The sequence below is a fragment of the Variovorax sp. Varisp53 genome (genome assembly GCF_059491555.1).
Window position 1 is genome coordinate 603,934 of the sequence record NZ_CP168512.1, and the last position, 17,336, is coordinate 621,269.

14 protein-coding genes and 1 pseudogene are annotated in these 17,336 nt (G+C 68.3%); 5 read left to right on the plus strand and 10 right to left on the minus strand.

What is annotated here, in order from left to right:
- Positions 1 to 121: 121 nt before the first annotated feature.
- Entirely contained in the window at positions 122 to 796 is a 675-nt protein-coding gene (locus ACEOAB_RS02680) for a hypothetical protein (protein ID WP_235508072.1), read from the minus strand.
- A gap of 236 nt (positions 797 to 1,032) precedes the next feature.
- Between ACEOAB_RS02680 and ACEOAB_RS02685 the strand changes: the two genes are divergently transcribed.
- A complete protein-coding gene (locus tag ACEOAB_RS02685; RefSeq protein WP_056597973.1) occupies positions 1,033 to 1,245 on the plus strand; it encodes a hypothetical protein in 213 nt (70 codons plus the stop codon).
- Positions 1,246 to 1,278: 33 nt separating this feature from the next.
- Here the strand turns inward: ACEOAB_RS02685 and priA are convergent, their stop codons facing one another.
- The 4 genes and pseudogenes from priA to ACEOAB_RS02705 all read right to left on the minus strand — a co-directional run.
- Positions 1,279 to 3,390 carry a replication restart helicase PriA gene (gene priA, locus ACEOAB_RS02690; RefSeq protein ID WP_495653824.1) on the minus strand — a complete coding sequence of 704 codons (2,112 nt, stop codon included), beginning with the start codon at positions 3,388 to 3,390 and terminating at the stop codon, positions 1,279 to 1,281.
- Positions 3,391 to 3,842: 452 nt separating this feature from the next.
- The gene (gene hemE / locus ACEOAB_RS02695) at positions 3,843 to 4,952 is read right to left on the minus strand and encodes a uroporphyrinogen decarboxylase (RefSeq protein ID WP_413750844.1); all 1,110 of its coding nucleotides are present in this window, start codon (positions 4,950 to 4,952) and stop codon (positions 3,843 to 3,845) included.
- Between the two features lie 65 nt (positions 4,953 to 5,017).
- Entirely contained in the window at positions 5,018 to 6,355 is a 1,338-nt protein-coding gene (locus ACEOAB_RS02700) for an MFS transporter (RefSeq protein WP_056597646.1), read from the minus strand.
- A 131-nt stretch (positions 6,356 to 6,486) separates the two neighbouring features.
- Positions 6,487 to 6,750, minus strand: a pseudogene (locus tag ACEOAB_RS02705) (thioredoxin domain-containing protein); the annotation flags it as partial.
- A gap of 65 nt (positions 6,751 to 6,815) precedes the next feature.
- On the opposite strand from ACEOAB_RS02705, the gene ACEOAB_RS02710 reads away from it, so the two are divergent.
- Complete coding sequence (locus tag ACEOAB_RS02710; protein WP_413750845.1) at positions 6,816 to 8,165, plus strand: hypothetical protein; 1,350 nt, start codon at positions 6,816 to 6,818, stop codon at positions 8,163 to 8,165.
- Positions 8,166 to 8,190: 25 nt separating this feature from the next.
- On the opposite strand, the gene ACEOAB_RS02715 is transcribed toward ACEOAB_RS02710, so the two are convergent.
- The 3 genes from ACEOAB_RS02715 to ACEOAB_RS02725 form a co-directional block, all read right to left on the minus strand.
- On the minus strand, positions 8,191 to 8,883 hold the full coding sequence (locus tag ACEOAB_RS02715; RefSeq protein ID WP_200955478.1) for a thioredoxin family protein: 693 nt from the start codon (positions 8,881 to 8,883) through the stop codon (positions 8,191 to 8,193).
- A 93-nt stretch (positions 8,884 to 8,976) separates the two neighbouring features.
- Complete coding sequence (locus tag ACEOAB_RS02720; protein ID WP_200955477.1) at positions 8,977 to 11,193, minus strand: protein-disulfide reductase DsbD family protein; 2,217 nt, start codon at positions 11,191 to 11,193, stop codon at positions 8,977 to 8,979.
- 44 nt (positions 11,194 to 11,237) lie between these two features.
- Positions 11,238 to 11,996, minus strand: coding sequence for an alanyl-tRNA editing protein (locus tag ACEOAB_RS02725; protein WP_495653441.1), 759 nt, complete (start codon positions 11,994 to 11,996; stop codon positions 11,238 to 11,240).
- A gap of 130 nt (positions 11,997 to 12,126) precedes the next feature.
- On the opposite strand from ACEOAB_RS02725, the gene ACEOAB_RS02730 reads away from it, so the two are divergent.
- A complete protein-coding gene (locus ACEOAB_RS02730; RefSeq protein WP_413749830.1) occupies positions 12,127 to 13,470 on the plus strand; it encodes a PQQ-dependent sugar dehydrogenase in 1,344 nt (447 codons plus the stop codon).
- Between the two features lie 6 nt (positions 13,471 to 13,476).
- Here the strand turns inward: ACEOAB_RS02730 and ACEOAB_RS02735 are convergent, their stop codons facing one another.
- Positions 13,477 to 14,031, minus strand: coding sequence for a GNAT family N-acetyltransferase (locus tag ACEOAB_RS02735; protein ID WP_056597642.1), 555 nt, complete (start codon positions 14,029 to 14,031; stop codon positions 13,477 to 13,479).
- Between the two features lie 73 nt (positions 14,032 to 14,104).
- Between ACEOAB_RS02735 and ACEOAB_RS02740 the strand changes: the two genes are divergently transcribed.
- Entirely contained in the window at positions 14,105 to 14,530 is a 426-nt protein-coding gene (locus tag ACEOAB_RS02740) for a MarR family winged helix-turn-helix transcriptional regulator (protein ID WP_056597641.1), read from the plus strand.
- On the plus strand, positions 14,527 to 16,293 hold the full coding sequence (locus tag ACEOAB_RS02745) for a chloride channel protein (RefSeq protein WP_056597640.1): 1,767 nt from the start codon (positions 14,527 to 14,529) through the stop codon (positions 16,291 to 16,293). Before ACEOAB_RS02740 ends, ACEOAB_RS02745 begins: the two co-directional genes overlap by 4 nt.
- 1 nt (position 16,294) lies before the next feature.
- Here the strand turns inward: ACEOAB_RS02745 and ACEOAB_RS02750 are convergent, their stop codons facing one another.
- Positions 16,295 to 17,305 carry a zinc-binding alcohol dehydrogenase family protein gene (locus tag ACEOAB_RS02750; RefSeq protein ID WP_413749831.1) on the minus strand — a complete coding sequence of 337 codons (1,011 nt, stop codon included), beginning with the start codon at positions 17,303 to 17,305 and terminating at the stop codon, positions 16,295 to 16,297.
- Positions 17,306 to 17,336: the final 31 nt, after the last annotated feature.

A 17,336-nucleotide genomic window follows, 5' to 3' on the forward strand; every position in this document is an offset into this window, starting at 1 on the left:
GTGCCACCTGTAGTCCTTGTTACTTTCCCTTTCTTCGCGCCGAGCGCGGCCGCATCGCCCGCGTCGTCCAGCGGACGACGGGGCGATCGCCTTCTTCAGCTTTACGCTCGCGGTGCGCGTGCTACGGGGTCAGCACGCCGAGCTTGTACGGATCGGCATCGGCGAGGCGCTCGCACTTCGAGAAGTCGCGGCCCTGCGTGCCGTCGCAGTAGTAGGTGTTGTAGACACGCCCGAAGAGCGTGGGACTGGCGGTGAAGAGCACGCCGTGGTCGGGTTGCCAGTTGTCCTTGGGCGGCGGGGCGCTCGCTTCCACCGGCTTGGCCGCGGACCCTGCGGTCGGCGTGAAGTCGGCCAGGGTCTTGTGGGTTTCGTCGCCGCGCCAGCGCACCGCGAGCTCGGCAGCCGTGGGCCGCGCCGCCACAGGCAGCAGGATGCCGTTGACCTGCGCGCCGTAGCCGAACCGGTGCGTCTTGCCCGCCAGGAAGGCGTAGGCACAGGCCGCCATGCACTGGCCGCGAACCTCGGTCTGCACGCCGCTCGCGCGGATGGCGTCGGCAAAGGCGCCGGCCGCTTCGGCGGTGCCGCCGAACGAATCCTTGAAGACCACGGTGTGCACCGAGCCGCTGGCCAGCTGCTCGGTGAATTCCTTGATGGCGGTGCCGTCGAGCGCGCCCGACACCAGCAGCCGGCTGCCTTGCACCTCCAGTTCGGCCGCTGAAGCCGAAGGCACGCCCGCGATACAGGCGAGGCTCGAAGCGAGCGAGAGGACCCAAACAGAGAAAGACGGCGGTTTCACGGCGACCTTTGCCTTTGCGACGAGCGAGCTTGCTTGGAACGCGGTCCCCGCGGGGGGCTGGCGCGGTTACAGCTTGGCCATCGCCGGGGTATGGCGTCAACTCTTTTTTCACAAATTTTCGGGTAGGCCAAGGCAGGCCGTAAGACATAGCTATCGCTATGACTTCGGATGAATACTTGGGTTTGCAGATGAGCTGCTACAGTGTTTGCAAGTCAAAGATGTGAATGGAGCGCGCGATGGCAATTCTTTCTCGCATCCTGCTGTGGTTGGCCTGGCTCTGTGCGGTCGGCTGGTTCTGGCATGCCGACAGGTTCGGCACCGCCACCGCGATAGCGCTCGCCGCGCTGAGCCTCGTGGTGTTCGCGTGGCCCGCGAGCATCGCGCGGCGCAGGCATCACGGTGAGCTGCGCTATGTCGACATGGGCAAGGAGCCCGCCGGCCACCACTGAAACCGCGGCGTCAGGCTCGCCGGCGTTTCGGGTTCAGATGCTGTGCGGGTCGACGTCGACCAGCCAGCGGATCACGCCCTTGCCCTCGGGCGTGCGCCGCAGTTCATGCAGCAGCGGCTGCCAGCCCGCCAGCAGGCGCTGCAGCGCGGCCCGCGAGGGGCTTTCGATCAGCATTTGCGCTCGCTCCACATTCGCCACGCGCTGGATCGCCAGCGGCACCGCCGGGTAGCGCGTGACGAGCTCGGCGCCCGGCAGTGCCTCGGCCTTGTCCGCCGCCGTATTCAAAAAGCCCTGCGCCACCGATTGCTCGCGCGCGTCGGCACGCAGCAGCGCCTGGAACGCGAACGGCGGCATGCCGGCGGCGCGGCGCTCGTCGAGTTGCTGCTGCGCGAAGCTGGCGTAGTCGTGCTGGCGCAGCGCCATGAACAGCGGGTGCTGCGCATGGTGCGTCTGGATCCACATCTCGGCCTTGGCGCCTTGCGCGGCGAGGTAGGCGGCGTCGCGGCCTGCGCGGCCGGCCGACTGCATCAGCAAACTGAACAGCCGCTCGGGCGCGCGGAAGTCGCTGGAGAACAGCGCGCCGTCGGGGTTCACGGCGGCCACCAGCGTGATGCGGCGGAAGTCGTGGCCCTTGGCAATCATCTGCGTGCCGACCAGCACGTCGACCTCGCCCGCGTGAACGGCCGCGAGCTGCGATTCGAGCGCGCCCTGTTTCTTCGTGCTGTCGGCGTCGATGCGTGCAATCCTCACAGGTCCAGGCACCGCACTGCCGTCCGGGTGCTTCACGCCTGCGAACAGCTCGGCCAGGTGTTCTTCGAGCCGCTCCGTGCCGCGGCCCACGGGCGCGATGTCGGGGTTGCCGCAGGCCGGGCAGGCGCGCGGCACGCGCTCTGTAAAGCCGCAGTGGTGGCAGCGCAGCGTGCGGTCGATCTTGTGGAACACGCGGTAGGCGCTGCAGTGCGGGCATTCGCTCTTCCAGCCGCAGTCGCCGCAGGCCAGCACCGGCGCATAGCCGCGCCGGTTCAGGAAGATCATGCTCTGCTCGCCGCGCGCGATGCGCTGGCCGATGGCGTCGAGCAGCGCGGCGGAGATCACCGTCTTCGGCGGCTGCAGGTTCATGTCGACGAGCCGCACGGCGGGCAGCTCGCCGGCGCCGATGCGCGAGGGCATGGCCAGCCGCACGTAGCGCCCGCCCGGGTCGTCGCCTTCGGCAGGGCGGCTCTGGTGCCAGCTTTCGAGCGAGGGCGTGGCCGAGCCCAGGATCACCTTGGCCTTCTCCCGCTGGCCGCGCCACACGGCAAGGTCGCGCGCCGAATAGCGCGCGCCTTCCTGCTGCTTGTAGCTTGGGTCGTGCTCTTCGTCGACCACGATGAGCTTCAGCCCCGGGATCGACGCGAACACCGCCATGCGCGTGCCCAGCACGATGCGCGCCGCGCCGCCGTGCGCCGCCAGCCAGCTCGCCAGCCGCTGCGGATTTGTCATGCCGCTGTGCAGCGACACCACGGCCTCGTCGCCGAAGCGGGCCTTGAAGCGGGCTTCGAGCTGCGGCGTGAGGTTGATCTCGGGCACCATCACCAGCGCCTGGGCCTCGGGGTCGCGCGCGAGCAGGTCGGCCACGCAGCGCAGGTAGACCTCGGTCTTGCCGCTGCCGGTGCTGCCGACCAGCAGGAAGGTGCCCGTTTCTGCCTCGATGCGCGCCAGCGCGGCAGTCTGTTCCGCGCTCAGCGCGATCAGGTTGGCGGATTCGGCCGTCTCGGCCACCGGCCCGGCCGCCGTCCTGCGCTTGAGCCGGCGCGCCAGCTGCGCGGTCGACAGGTCGCGCAGCTGCGGCGGCAGCGCGGCCAGCGCGATCTCGCCGATCGAGCGCTGGTAGTAGCGCGCGGCAAAGGCCACCAGGTCGCGCCAGGCGTCGCCCAGCGGGACCAGTGCGCCGAGCGCCGCGCCCACGGGCTTCAGCGCCATGCCGGGCTCGGCGCCCAGCAGCGAAACCGGCTCGTTCCAGACCACGCCCAGCACCTCGCGCTTGCCCAGCGGCACGCGCACCAGCGTGCCGGGCGGCACCGGCTCCGCGCTGGCGTAGCTCAGCAGGTCGCCGAGCGCGGCATGTGCGGGCGTCTGCACCGCGATGTCGAGCCGCCACGGCAGGGCCGGGGAAGCGCCGTCGGTCGTCTGGTGAGCCCCGCCGAGGGGTAAGCCGGCTGTGGAGATGAGCGGTCCTTCTTGGAAAGGTTTGTTAATGCGACTTTGAGCAAAAGCGCTTAAGTCGTTGATTTATCTGGGCTTTGAAGGCCATCCAGAGTTTCTGTGGATAACTTTGTTGACAAGCGGGCTCGACTCGTTGCGAGGCCTTGAAAATCAAGGCTCTGGCTGGAATGCCCGGAAAAAAAGCAAAGTTCAAATCCTATATAAATCAACAACTTAGCTTCGCTATTTCTTTAGGAGCAAAGAAAGAGGCCACTCAGATAATCTTGCGCAGTGCAACACGTGTTTTGTGTATAAGTCGGCGCCCGTAGACCGTTTTTGTGCTTGACAAACGGCTGCGAACCCACTTTCGGGCAGGCCTGACGCCATCGCCGGCCCGCCTCGAAGTGACGGTTTCAACCGCGCAGCGCGCGCGACTGGGCGTGCACCGCCTGCACCAGCGCCGCCACATGCTCCGGTGGCGTGAACTGGCTGATGCCATGGCCCAGGTTGAAGATGTGGGTCGGGCCCTGGGTGTTGCGGTCGGCATGGGGCTTGCCGAAGGCGTTCAGCACCTTCGCCACCTCGGCCTCGATCTGCGCGGGCGGCGCAAACAGCACGTTGGGGTCGATGTTGCCCTGCAGCGCCTTGGCCTTGCCGTCGGTGCCTTCAGCGATCTGCCTGCGCGCGGTGGCGAGGTTCACGGTCCAGTCGACGCCGAGCACTTCGCAGTCGAGTTCGCGCATGGCGTCGAGCCACAGCCCGCCGCCCTTGGTGAACACGATGCGCGGCACCGGTTGGCCGTCGGCACCGTTGCGCTTCAGGCCGGCCAGTACGCGGGCCGTATAGGCGAGGCTGAACTCCTGGAACGCGCCGTCGGCCAGCACGCCGCCCCAGCTGTCGAACACCATCACGGCCTGCGCGCCGGCATCGATCTGGGCATTGAGGTAGGCGGCCACCGAGTCGGCATTCACGGCCAGCAGGCGGTGCATGAGGTCGGGGCGGCTGTACAGCATGCTCTTCACGAGGCGGTAGTCGCTGGAGCCGGCGCCTTCCACCATGTAGCAGGCCAGCGTCCACGGGCTGCCCGAGAAGCCGATCAGCGGCACGCGGCCGTCGAGCGCCTTGCGGATCGAGGCCACCGCGTCGAACACGTAGCGCAGCTTGTCCATGTCGGGCACTTCGAGCGCGGCGACCGCCGCCTCGTCGCGCACCGGGTGCGCGAAGCGCGGGCCCTCGCCGGCCTCGAACGACAGGCCCAGGCCCATCGCGTCGGGCACCGTCAGGATGTCGGAGAACAGGATGGCCGCGTCCAGCGGGTAGCGCGCCAGCGGCTGCAGCGTGACCTCGGTGGCGTAGTCGGTGTTGGTGGCCAGCCCCATGAAGCTGCCCGCCTTGGCGCGCGTGGCGACGTACTCCGGCAAATAGCGGCCGGCCTGGCGCATCAGCCAGACGGGCGTGTGGTCGGTGGCCTGGCGCCAGCAGGCTCGCAGGAACGTGTCGTTTTGCAGGGGGGCGAAAGGCATCCTGCGATTGTCGCAGGGGTGTGTCCCGACTCCTCGCAGCCCCGGCCTATCGCCTATATCGATGCTCAGACCACCGGCACGCGCCGCGCATCGGCCGGGTCCACGTTGCGCCGGTACAGCAGCAGCGTCGCAATCAGCCCGCACACCGCGGCGGCCGTCATCCACAGCCCCGGCGCACCCTTGTCGCCGGTCATCTCGATCAGCCCTGTCGCGATCGCCGGCGTGAAGCCGCCGAACAGCGCCGTCGCCAGGCTGTACGCGAGCGAGAAGCCGGCGGTGCGCACGTTTACCGGCATCACCTCGGTGAGCGCCACGACCATCGCGCCGTTGTAGCTCGCATAGAGGAACGACAGCCACAGCTCGACCTCGAGCATGCGTACAAAACTCGGCGCGCCGACCAGCCACTTGAGCGACGGGTACGCGGTCAGGATGGTCAGCACCGTGAACAGGATCAGCAGCGGCTTGCGGCCCACGCGGTCCGACAGCGAGCCCATGATCGGCAGCCAGATGAAGTTGGAGATGGCCACGCACAGCGTGACGATCAGCGCGTCGGTCGTGCTCAGGTGCAGCACGGCCTTGCCGAAGGTGGGCGTGTAGACGGTGATCAGGTAGAACGACACGGTGGTCATCGACACCAGCATCATCCCGGCGAGCACGAGGCCCCAGTTGGCGATCATCGACTGGAAGATCTCGCGCGCGTCGGGCCGGTGCTTGCGCGCCATGAACTCCTCGGTCTCCTGCAGCGAGCGGCGGATGATGAACAGCGCCGGCACGATCAGGCAGCCCACGAAGAACGGAATGCGCCAATAGAAGTCGCCGATCTCCTGCGGCGTGAAGGTCACGTTGAGCCAGTAGCCGAGCGCAGCCGCCACGACGATGGCCACCTGTTGGCTGGCCGACTGCCAGCTCACGTAGAAGCCCTTGCGGCCCGGCGTGGCCATTTCCGACAGGTACACCGACACGCCGCCCAGCTCCACGCCGGCCGAGAAGCCCTGCAGCAGCCGGCCGACCAGCACCAGCAGCGGCGCGACGAGGCCGATGGTGGCGTAGGAAGGCACGCAGGCGATCAGCAGGGTGCCGACGGCCATCAGCGCGAGCGTGACGATCAGGCCCTGGCGGCGGCCGACGCGGTCGACGTATGCGCCGAGAAAGATCGCGCCCAGCGGCCGCATCAGGAAGCCCGCGCCGAAGGTCATGAACGTGAGCATCAGCGAGGCGAACTCGTTGCCCGCGGGGAAGAACGCCTTCGAGATCTGCGTGGCGTAGAAGCCGAACAGGAAGAAGTCGAACATCTCCATGAAGTTGCCGCCGGTCACGCGCAGGACGGTGGCGAACTTGGAGGAAGAGGCGGAGGAGGCGTGGGCGGCCGTACCCGTTTGCGCGGCGGTGGGCGCAGGATTCATCTGGTTGTCCCCTTGGGCGATATTGGCGATGTGCTCGCCCGAGGGTAGGCCGGGCTTCCCGACCGCTGGCTGACTGTGCGAGTCAGGTAGCTGTCACGCGGGGGCTGCGTTGCGCCCCGCGACGGAACTCATCAGGTCTTGAACTTGATCGAGCAGCCGTAGGGCCGCGTGCTGGCGGCCGAGATCGGCTTGCCGCCGAAGGCCTCGCCCAGCGCCTGGTTCACGTAGTTGGTCGCGGTCTTGATGTCGTCCGCCCGCGCCGAGGCGATGCTGTCGATGCCGCCCGCGTACACCAGCGTGCCCTTGGGGTCGATGATGAAGATGTGCGGCGTGGTGCGCGCGCCGTAGACCTGGCCGATGAGGCCGTCCTCGTCCATCAGCACGGCGGTGCTTGCGTCTCGTTACACTTGCGGAGCGCGTCTGGTGGGGACGGGCATCGGGACAAGAACATCAGGGAGTCATGAAAGTGCGCTCGATCATTTGCGTCTGGGTACTGTGTGCGACCTTGGTGGGATGCGGAGGCGGCTCGGACGACGCCGGCGGCATTCAGTTGTCTGGCGTGGACGCGAAGGTCTTGTCGCCTCAGCCTTTGGCAGAGGCTGCGAGTGCCACGCCCGCGGTGGCGTCAACTCAGCTGCAAAGCACAAAAATCGGCGATGCCCATCCGGCACCCAACAAGCCCCTTTACCTGGGGAAGGTGGTGGATGTTTCGATCGTCGACCTCGTGCCCGCATCTGTCACGACGACGATCTACCAGGGTGCCGAGATGCCGGGCCTTTTTCTGACAGGTCGTCTGATCGGGAACATTGCCGCGCTCAACGGAAGCTTTCTCTACGTGGTGGTCGAAGATCCTGACGGACTTTTCGAGAACAACGCTCTTTTTGCCATGCAGGCGGGTTCCAGCCCGACGGTGTCGCTGCTGCTTCGCGGCAAGACGTTAGGAACGGCAGGCACTTTTTCGGGGGCATTGCGCATTTCAGTGTGCCTCGACAGTGGATGCCAGGTTCGTTTTCGCGCTTCGCCGCACCTTGTCCCGTACACCGTCAAGGTGCTGCGCGGGATCCATCTGAGCGGGGGCGACCTCATGCTCCAATCCAGCTTCGGCGCCCCGCCGCCCGTGGGCGATGTGACAGTCACGCCGCCCGAAGGGGCCGCAGTTTCCTCGCTCGCACTGTACGCAGATTCATTCGCGTTTCCCTTAAGCGGTTCGCTGTCGGACAACGGCAACGGAACTGCCCGCCTCAGATTCAGCTTGCCGCCTCAAACCATCCCGTCGTCAGGCTCATCCGTGTTCTGGGTGTCATCCTCGGCCCGGACTCCATCGGGCGCCGCGCCGCCCAGCCTGATGCTCACTGTCAAGTATGCCGTCGCGGCCGATCCGGCCGTGCTGGTGGCTTTCACCCCGAACCCGACTCTCGCGCTGTCGGTGCCGCTCAATGTCGATCCTGAGCAGTATCGAACCACGTACTACCGCGTGCAGGCGGGCCAATCCAATCAGACAGTGGTCTATGAGGGAATCGAATGGCTGCTTGCACCGGATCAGGCAGCTTCGGTGCCGCCTGGCGTGTTGTCGGCGGTGCTGAAGATATACGACGAGAGCAATACCTCCGGCACCGTCCCGGCACCGCCCGCGAACTCGATTACCCAACGCGTGGCTTCAGCAAGTTGCGGGTTTTCCGATGCCCTGTCAGGCGCACGGGACTGCCTGCCAAGCGGTACCTACGCGTTCCGGGTGCGATATACCCACCGTGCCTGGGATGGCGCGCCCACAGCCGTCTACTACTACGGCCAGTTGAACGTGACCCCGTGAATATTTGCCAAGAGGTGGTTGCGTTTCAGCTCTTGTACTTGATCGAGCAGCCGTAGGGCCGCGTGCTGGCGGCCGAGATCGGCTTGCCGCCGAAGGCCTCGCCCAGCGCCTGGTTCACGTAGTTGGTCGCGGTCTTGATGTCGTCCGCCCGCGCCGAGGCGATGCTGTCGATGCCGCCCGCATACACCAGCGTGCCCTTGGGGTCGATGATGAAGATGTGCGGCGTGGTGCGCGCGCCGTAGACCTGGCCGATGAGGCCGTCTTCGTCCATCAGCACGGCGGTGGGCGTGGCCTTTTGCGACTTCATCCACGCGTCGAGCGCGTCGGGCTTCAGGTAGTCGGTGGCGGCGCGCTCGGTGGAGTTGATGGCCAGCCACACCACGCCCTTGTCGGTCGCGGCTTTCTGCGTGGCGGGCATGTTGCCGCTGCCGTAGTGCTTGCGCACGAAGGGACAGCCGGGGTTGGTCCATTCGAGCACCACGAACTTGCCCGCGAAATCGGACAGCTTGTGCTTGGCGCCGCTGGTGTCGACCGCGACGAAATCGGGCGCCTGTTGGCCCACTGCGGGCGCGGCGGCGGCATTGGTGCCCATCAGGAAAGTGGCGCCGAGCGCCACGGCGGCAGCGACGACGGCACGGCGGGAGGCCCGGCTCAGTGCGGCGCGGGCATGGCGCGCGGCGCGGCGAGAACGCGAGTCTGTGGATGGCGAAAGGGACATGGCCAGCTTGAACTCCAGAACAAATTCCAAACAACAACTGCAGCTTAGAACGGTTTCTTCAAGTGCTTGTGACAACCCATGTCACGCTGGTGGTCAAAGCGCGGCGAGGGCGGCGCGGACTTCGTCCTTGCCCAATATCTCGGTCAGCACGACCGGCGGCTTGCCCGGCGCCTGCAGCACGTACACCGGCACGCCGCTGCGGCCCAGCGCGGTGAGCGCGGCGGTGATGGCGGGGTCGCGCCGGGTCCAGTCGGCGCGCAGCATGGCGACCTTCTTAGCGTCGAAGTCGGCCAACACCGCTGCATCGGAGAGCGTGCTCTTCTTGTTGTACTGGCAGGTCACGCACCACGCAGCGGTGAAGTCGATGAACACCGGCTGGCCGGCGCCCGACAACTCGGACACCCGCTCGGCCGACCACGGCTGCCAGCGCTGGCCGGCGGTGCCGGATGCCGACGCCAGCCTGGCCGGCTCCACCACCTGCAGCACATTGCGGCCGATGGTGGCGGTCAGCAGGGCCGTGAAGCCGATCAGCACGGTGGCGATCACGACCCGCGTGCGCCCGCGCAGCGTAAGTGCCCAGACGATGGCGGCCAGGCACACCAGCAGCGCGAGCAGCGTGCCCGCGCCGTCGATGCCGCTTTGCTGGCCCAGCACCCACACCAGCCACGCCACGGTGGCGAACATCGGGAAGGCGAGCAGGCGGCGCAGCGTGCCCATCCAGGGGCCGGGCTTTGGCAGCAGGTACGCCACGGCGGGCACGAAGCCGGCCACGAGGTACGGCAGCGCCAGCCCGAAGCCCAGCGCCGCGAACAGCAGCAGCGCCTGGCCGGCCGGCAGGCCGATGGCGAAGCCCAGCGACACGCCCATGAACGGCGCGGTGCAGGGCGAGGCGATGACCACGGCGAGCACGCCGGAGAGGAAGTCGTTGGCCAGCGGGTGCTTGGCCTGCGCGCTGCACACCGACGAGGGCGCCGCGCGGCCGAACTCGAACACGCCCACGAGGTTGAGCCCAATCAGCGTGAACAGTGCCGCCAGCGCGGCGACCACGCCCGGCGACTGCAGCTGGAAGCCCCAGCCCAGCCCGGCGCCGGCCGCGCGCAGCGCCAGCATGCCGCCGCCCAGCGCGAGGAAGGACAGCATCACGCCGCCCGTGTAGGCCAGCCCGGCCTTGCGGTGCGCGCTGGCGTTGCCCGCCTGCCGCGCGAAGCCCAGCACCTTGATCGCGAGGATCGGGAACACGCAGGGCATGAGGTTGAGCAGCAGGCCGCCGACCAGCGCGCCCAGCAGCGCGGCCATGAAGGTGGTGGAGGAGGGCGCAGGGGCATCGCCGGCCGGGGCTGTTGCCTTGGCTGCGTTGGCGGTGAGCGCGGCCTGCAGCGCCGGCGACACCTCGGCGCGCGGCGCAGCGCCTGCCGGCCAGGCGCCCGTGACCGGCGCTTCGGCGCGCCAGGCCACCGGCTGGCCGGCCTGCCGGTCGGCCTCGGCCAGCGCCACCACCACCGGCATCACCGTGGGGCTCGCGCTGCGCTGGTCGGCCAGCGGCAGCGTCGCCGTCCAGGTGCCGCCCTGCCAGGATTGGGTCCAGTCCTTGCCGGAGACGGCCGCGGTGCGGATCACCTCGGGGGTCTCGGGGAAGAAGCCCAGCGTCTTGCCCTGCACGGCGGCGGGCAGGCCTTCGAGGCGCACTTTGAGGTTGCGGCCATCGACCTCGATGGTGCCCGCCTTGGCCAGCGGCTGCGGCTGGGCCGCCAGTGCGGCGTCGAACTCGGCCTTGTGCAGCGCGGTCGAGCCCTGCAGCGGCAGGGGCAGCGTGAACGTGCCTTCTTCGGGGATGCATTCCTTGCGGCAGACCAGCCAGGAAGCCTTGAGCTGGATGTCCATGGCCGGCGTGCCGCCCAGCGCCACCGGCGGCTTGTAGAGCGTCGACACCTCCAGCGGCACCGGCAGCAGCACGGTGTTTTCATAGCCGTAGTTGGCGAGGTTGCCGACCGGGATCTTCTTTGGCACAGGCCAGGCGATCTCGCCGGTGGACACGCCGGCCGGCAGCGTCCACGTCATCTCGGTGGGCAGGCCCGAGTCGCCGGCGTTTTTCCAGTAGGTGTGCCACTCGGGCTGGTGTGTGATCTGCAGGCCGACCCAGACCGGGGCGCCGGGCGCCACGCCGTCGGGGGCGTGGGCGATCAGCTCGGCGCGCACGTGGGGGGTGGTCACCACGGCGCCTGGCTTGGAAGCCAATTGCGCCGCAGCCGGCATGCTGGCTGCGGCGGTTGCTATCAGAAGCGTAGCGAAATGGATGCGCGAAAAGATCATGCCGTCAGTCGGAGCATTCAATGGGGGCGAAGTTCCGGGCCGTTTCAGGCCGCCGCAGGGGCCCAGCCCAGCACCACGCGGCGGCTGTTGGCGCTCTTCTTCTCGATCTTGGTAACCATCACCGCCCCGATCTCGGAAGTGTTTGCAACATGCGTGCCGCCGCAGGGCTGGAAGTCGATCTGGGCATCGCCGTCGCCGCCAATGCGGATGGTGCGCACCGTGCCCGTGCCGCGCGGCGGCTGCACGCTCATGCTCTTGACCAGCGCGGGGTTGGCGTCGAGCTCCTCGTCGGTGATGGCGCCCACGGTCAGCGGATGGGCCGCTTCGACCAGTTTCGCGAGCCCGGCGGTCAGCGCTTCCTTGTCCAGCGGATCGGTCATGTGGAAGTCGATGCGTGCGTACTCGGGCGTGATGGAGCAGCCGTTCACAGGCACCGGCACGAGGTGGCACAGCAGGTGGGAGGCGGTGTGGAAGCGCATCAGGCGATGGCGGCGCTCCCAGTCGAGGCGGGCGGTCACGGTGTCGCCGGGCTTCAGCGCGGCCAGCAGGTCGGCTTGTTCCGAGGCGGGCACGTGCACGAATTCATTCGTCGGCTGGCCTTCTTCGTTCTTGGCCTTGCGGGTGTCGGCAATGACCAGTTCGCGCCCGTCGGCCAGCGCCAGCACGCCGGCGTCGCCGGCCTGTCCGCCGCCCAGCGGATAGAACACCGTGCGGTCCAGCACGATGCCGGTTTCGTCGATGCGCAGGACGCGGGCGTCGCAGGTGCGCAGGTAGGCGTCGGCTCGGAACAGGTCGTCGGTCATCCGGCGATGGTAGCGGCGATGCGCAAATGAGGTGCGCCCACGCCAGAAAGCGCCCATGGCCGACAACCCCGGGGCTGCCCGGCTGGGGATCATCCGGTGCATGCGGCACCCGGCCGCACAAGGAATACGCATGACAGCATCGCAGCAAGCATCCGCAGTGGCCCTGGCCGCCGCGCTGCTGCTCGTCGCCGGCTGCGGCGAGACCGCCAAGCTGGCCCCGGAGCTCACGACCGGCCCTCGCCCGCAACTGGCCCAGCCGAACAAGACCCTGATTCCCACCGTCAACGTCGCGACCGCCGTCGGCTGGACCGACACCGCCTCGCCCATCCCCGCCGAAGGCCTGCAGGTGACGGCGCTGGCGCGCGGCCTCGACCATCCGCGCTGGGTCTATACCCTGCCCAACGGCGACATCCTCGTGGCCGAGAGCAACAAGCCGCCCAAGCCGGGCGGCAGCAGCGACGGCGGCAGCGGCGTGGTCGCGAAGGTGCGCAACTGGGTCATGGGCAAGCTCATGGCCCGCGCCGGCGCGGGCGTGCCCAGCGCCAACCGCATCACCCTGCTGCGCGACGCCGACGGCGACGGCCTCGCCGAGGTGAAGCAGGTGTTCATGACCAATCTAATGTCGCCGTTCGGCATGGCGCTGGTCGGCAACGAACTCTTCATCGCCAATGCCGATGCGCTGGTGAAGGTGCCGTATACCGAGGGCCAGACCTCCATCAGCGTCAACCCCACGCTGGTGACGCAGCTGCCCGCCGGCATCAACCACCACTGGACCAAGAACGTGATTGCGAATGCCGACGGGAGCAAGCTCTATGTGACGGTCGGCTCCAACAGCAACATCGGCGAGAACGGCCTCGCGGCTGAAGAGGGCCGCGCCGCGATCTGGGAGGTCGACACGAAGACGGGCGCGAAGCGCCTGTTCGCGACCGGCCTGCGCAACCCCAACGGCATGGGCTGGGACCCGGACACGAAGGCGCTGTGGACCGTGGTGAACGAACGCGACGAGATCGGCAGCGACCTCGTGCCCGACTACCTCACCTCGGTGAAGGACGGTGCCTTCTACGGCTGGCCCTGGAGCTACTACGGCGGCATCGTCGACGCCCGCGTCACGCCGCAGAACCCCGAGATGACGGCCAAGGCCATCGCGCCCGACTACGCGCTGGGCTCGCACGTCGCGCCGCTCGGCATGGCCTTCTCGCGGCCGGGCGGCATGCCCGACCAGTTCGCCAGCGGCGTCTTCATCGGCGAGCATGGCTCGTGGAACCGCAAGCCCAAGTCGGGCTACAAGGTGGTGTTCGTGCCCTTCATCGGCGGCAAGCCCAGCGGGCCGCCGGTCGATGTGCTGACCGGCTTCCTGACCGCCGACGAAAAGGCGCAGGGCCGGCCGGTGGGCGTGGCGCTCGACAAGGGCGGGGCACTGCTGGTGGCCGACGATGTCGGCAATGCCGTGTGGCGGGTCTCGAGGGCGAAGTAGCTTTCTTCAGCGCTGCGGTCGGGCGATGCGGTAGAGCCTGTGCCGGCGCAGCGCGTGTCCTTCGGGTACCAGCGGATGGTCGAAGGCGCCGGCTGCGTCTTCCTTCATGCCGATGCGCTCCATCACTGCGCTCGAGCGCGTGTTGTGCCATGCGGTGAAGGCGACGATCTCGTCCAGCCCGATCCGCTCGAAGCCGACCTGCAGCGCCGCGCGCGCGGCCTCGCTCGCGAAACCCTGACCCCACCACTGGCGCCCGAAGCGCCAGCCGATCTCGACGCACGGCGAGAACGGAAGCGTGACCGCCGGCGAGTTCAGGCCGGTGAAACCCATGAACCCGCCGGACGCCTTGTGCTCCACCGCCCACAAGCCCCAGCCGTTTTCCGCGAAGCGCGCGCAGATGCGATCGGCCAGCGCATCGCTGTCGGCGCGCGTCGGCAGCGGCAGCAGGAACTCCATCACCTGAGGGTCGCAAGCCAGCGCGAAAAACGGCGCCAGATCGCTCTCTCGCCACTGGCGCAAGCGCAGGCGCGGGGTGTCGAATTCGATGGGGTCGGCGGTCATGCACCCATTGTGTCGCACGGCATATATATCACGACGTGATATATTCGCGGCCATTCCGGCATCTCCCCTCGCCATGGCCTCCACCTCCCGCAAGCTCGCCAAGAAAGACTTCGAGGCGCTTTCCCAGTTCCGCTACCAGATGCGCCGCTTCGAGCGCTTCTCCGAACGCGCCGCGCAGGCCGAGGGCCTCACGCCCCAGCAATACCTGGTGCTGCTGCACATCAAGGGCGTGCCCGGCCGCGACTGGGCCTCGGTGGGCGAGATCGCCGAACGCCTGCAACTGCAGCCGCACGGCGCGGTCGCGCTCGTCACGCGCTGCGAAGCGCTCGATCTCGTGCAGCGCCGGCCCAGCGAAATGGACCGCCGGCAGGTCGAGGTGCACCTGCTCGCCAAGGGCGAGAAGCTGCTGCTCCGGCTGGCCGAGCTCCACCGCGCGGAACTGCGCTCGCTCAAGGGCGTGTTCGACGTGCCGCAAATCGATCTTCCGGAAAATCCATGAGCTCCAAAGCCAACTCCCATCCGCCGCGCGGCGACTTCGCGCTCAACACGCGCCTCATGCGCATCACCGTCATGGCCGCCGTCATCGGCGCCGTCAGCACCGTGGCAGCGCGCGTGCTGCTCGACCTGATCCGCTTCTTCACCAACCTGTTCTTCTTCCAGACCTTCTCGCTGGCCGACCGTTCGCCGGCCACGCACACGCTGGGCGCCTGGGTCATCGTGGTGCCGGTGATCGGCGGCTTGATCGTCGGCCTTGTCGCGCGCTACGGCTCCGACAAGATCCGCGGCCACGGCATTCCCGAGGCCATCGAGGCGATCCTGTTCGGCAAGAGCAAGATGTCGCCGAAGGTCGCGTTGCTCAAGCCGCTGTCGTCGGGCATCGTCATCGGCAGCGGCGGACCGTTCGGCGCCGAGGGGCCGATCATCATGACCGGCGGCGCCATCGGCTCGCTGATCGCGCAGCACTTTCACCTCACCGCGGCCGAGCGCAAGGCGCTGCTGGTGGCGGGCGCCACGGCCGGCATGACGGCCGTGTTCGGCACACCCGTGGCGGCGGTGCTGCTGGCCGTCGAGCTGCTGTTGTTCGAGCTGCGCCCGCGCAGCCTGCTGCCTGTGGCCGTGGCCTGCGCGGTCGCGGGCTTCACGCGGCCGCTGCTGATGGACCCGGGCCCGCTGTTCCCGCTGCAGACGGCCGTGCCCGGCCCGCTCGCCATGCTGTCGTGCGTGATCGCCGGCGTGCTGTGCGGCGCGCTGTCGGCGTCGCTGTCGATCTCGCTCTACAAGGTCGAGGACTGGTTCGGCAAGCTGCCGCTGCACTGGATGTGGTGGCCAGCCATCGGCGGCCTCGCGGTCGGCATCGGCGGCTGGCTGCAGCCGCGTGCGCTGGGCGTGGGCTACGACGTGATCGGCGACCTGCTGCACAACCACCTCGCGCTCGGCGTGGTGATCGCGCTGCTGGCGGTGAAGGCCGTGATCTGGGTCATCTCGCTGGGCTCCGGCACCTCGGGCGGCGTGCTGGCGCCGCTGCTGATGATGGGCGCCGGCCTGGGCGTGGTGCTCTCGCACATCCTGCCGGGCAACGACCCGATGCTGTGGCCGCTGGTCTGCATGGCGGCCACGCTGGGCGGCGTGATGCGCGCGCCGCTCACCGCCACCATCTTCGCCTTCGGGCTCACGCACGACAGCAATGCGCTGCTGCCGCTGCTGACGACCTCCGCGGTGGCCTACGGCTTCACGGTGCTGACGATGCGCCGCTCGATCCTCACCGAGAAGATCGCGCGCCGCGGTTATCACATCTACCGCGAGTACGGCATCGACCCGCTGGAGCGGCATTCGGTGGAAGAGGTGATGACGCGCGAGGTGCGCAGCATCGACGCGGCCATGCCGGTGGCGAAGGCGCTGTTCGGCTACTTCGGCGAAGGGCAGGCGCACCGTGCGTTCCCCGTGCTGCGCAACGGCGCGGTGATCGGCGTGGCCGATCGCGCGATGCTGGCCGCGTATGGCACGCGCGACCCGATCGCGACCGTGGGCGACGCCTGCGCCGACGCGCCGCTGTACTTCGCCCTGCCTGGCGAGAACTGCCGCGCCGTCGCGACCCGGCTCGCGCGCCACCGGCTCGAACGGCTGCCGGTGGTGAAGGACGCGCAATCGCTCGTGCTGGCCGGCATCGTGGCGCGCAGCGACCTCATCAAGCCTTCGCTTGCGCACTTCGACGAGGAAGAAAAGCGCGAGCGCATGCGTGGACTGCCGTGGCAGTCCACGTAGCTCAGAACCCGGCCAGCACGACTTTCCCTTGCGCCTTGCCGCTCTCGATGAGCGCATGCGCGCGCTGAAGGTTCGCCGCATTGATGGGCCCGAAGCTCGCATTGGCGGTGGTGCGGATGCGGCCCGCGTCGACCAGCGCCGCAACCTCCGCCAGCAGCGCGCCTTGCTCGGCGATGTCCGGCGTCTCGAAGCGCGAGCGCGCGAACATCATTTCCCAGTGCAGCGAGATGCACTTGGTCTTCAGCGGCATCGCATCGAGCATCTTCATGTCGTCGATCACCGCGAGCTGGCCCTGGGGCTTGAGGCTCTCGATGATCTGCGCGTAGTGCTGCTCGGTCTGCGTGAGGCTGGCGACCATGTCGACCTCGCCGATGCCGGCCGCCTTGAGCTCGGCCGCGAGCGGCTTCGAGTGGTCGATGACGGTGTGCGCGCCCAGCGCCAGGCACCATTCGCGCGTTTCGGCGCGCGAGGCGGTGGCGACGACGCGCAGCTTCGTGAGCTGGCGCGCGAGTTGGATCAGGATCGAGCCCACGCCACCCGCGCCGCCGGTGATCAGCAGCGTCCGGCCTTCGCCGCCGCCCTTGGGCACGCGCAGGCGGTCGAACAGCAGTTCATACGCGGTGATGGTGGTCAGCGGCAGCGCGGCGGCCTGCGAGTCGTCGAGGGTCTTCGGCGCGATGGCCGCGATGCGCTCGTCCACCGCATGCAGTTCGGCGTTGGCGCCCGGGCGGACGATCGAGCCCGCGTAGTACACGCGGTCGCCCACCTTGAAGTTCTTCACGCCGCTGCCGATGGCCTCCACCGTGCCGACGGCATCCCAGCCCAGCACCTTGGCCTGGCCGGCCTCGGGCGCGGCGTTCTTGCGGATCTTGGTGTCCACGGGGTTGACCGACACCGCCTTCACGCGCACCAGCAGGTCGCGCGGGCCGGCCACGGGGGCGGGCAACTCGATGTCCTGCAGCGATTCGGGGTTGTCGATGGGAAGGGGCTGGTAGTAGCCGACGGCTTTCATGGCAAAGAACCTTTCAGTGACGATGCCTGAA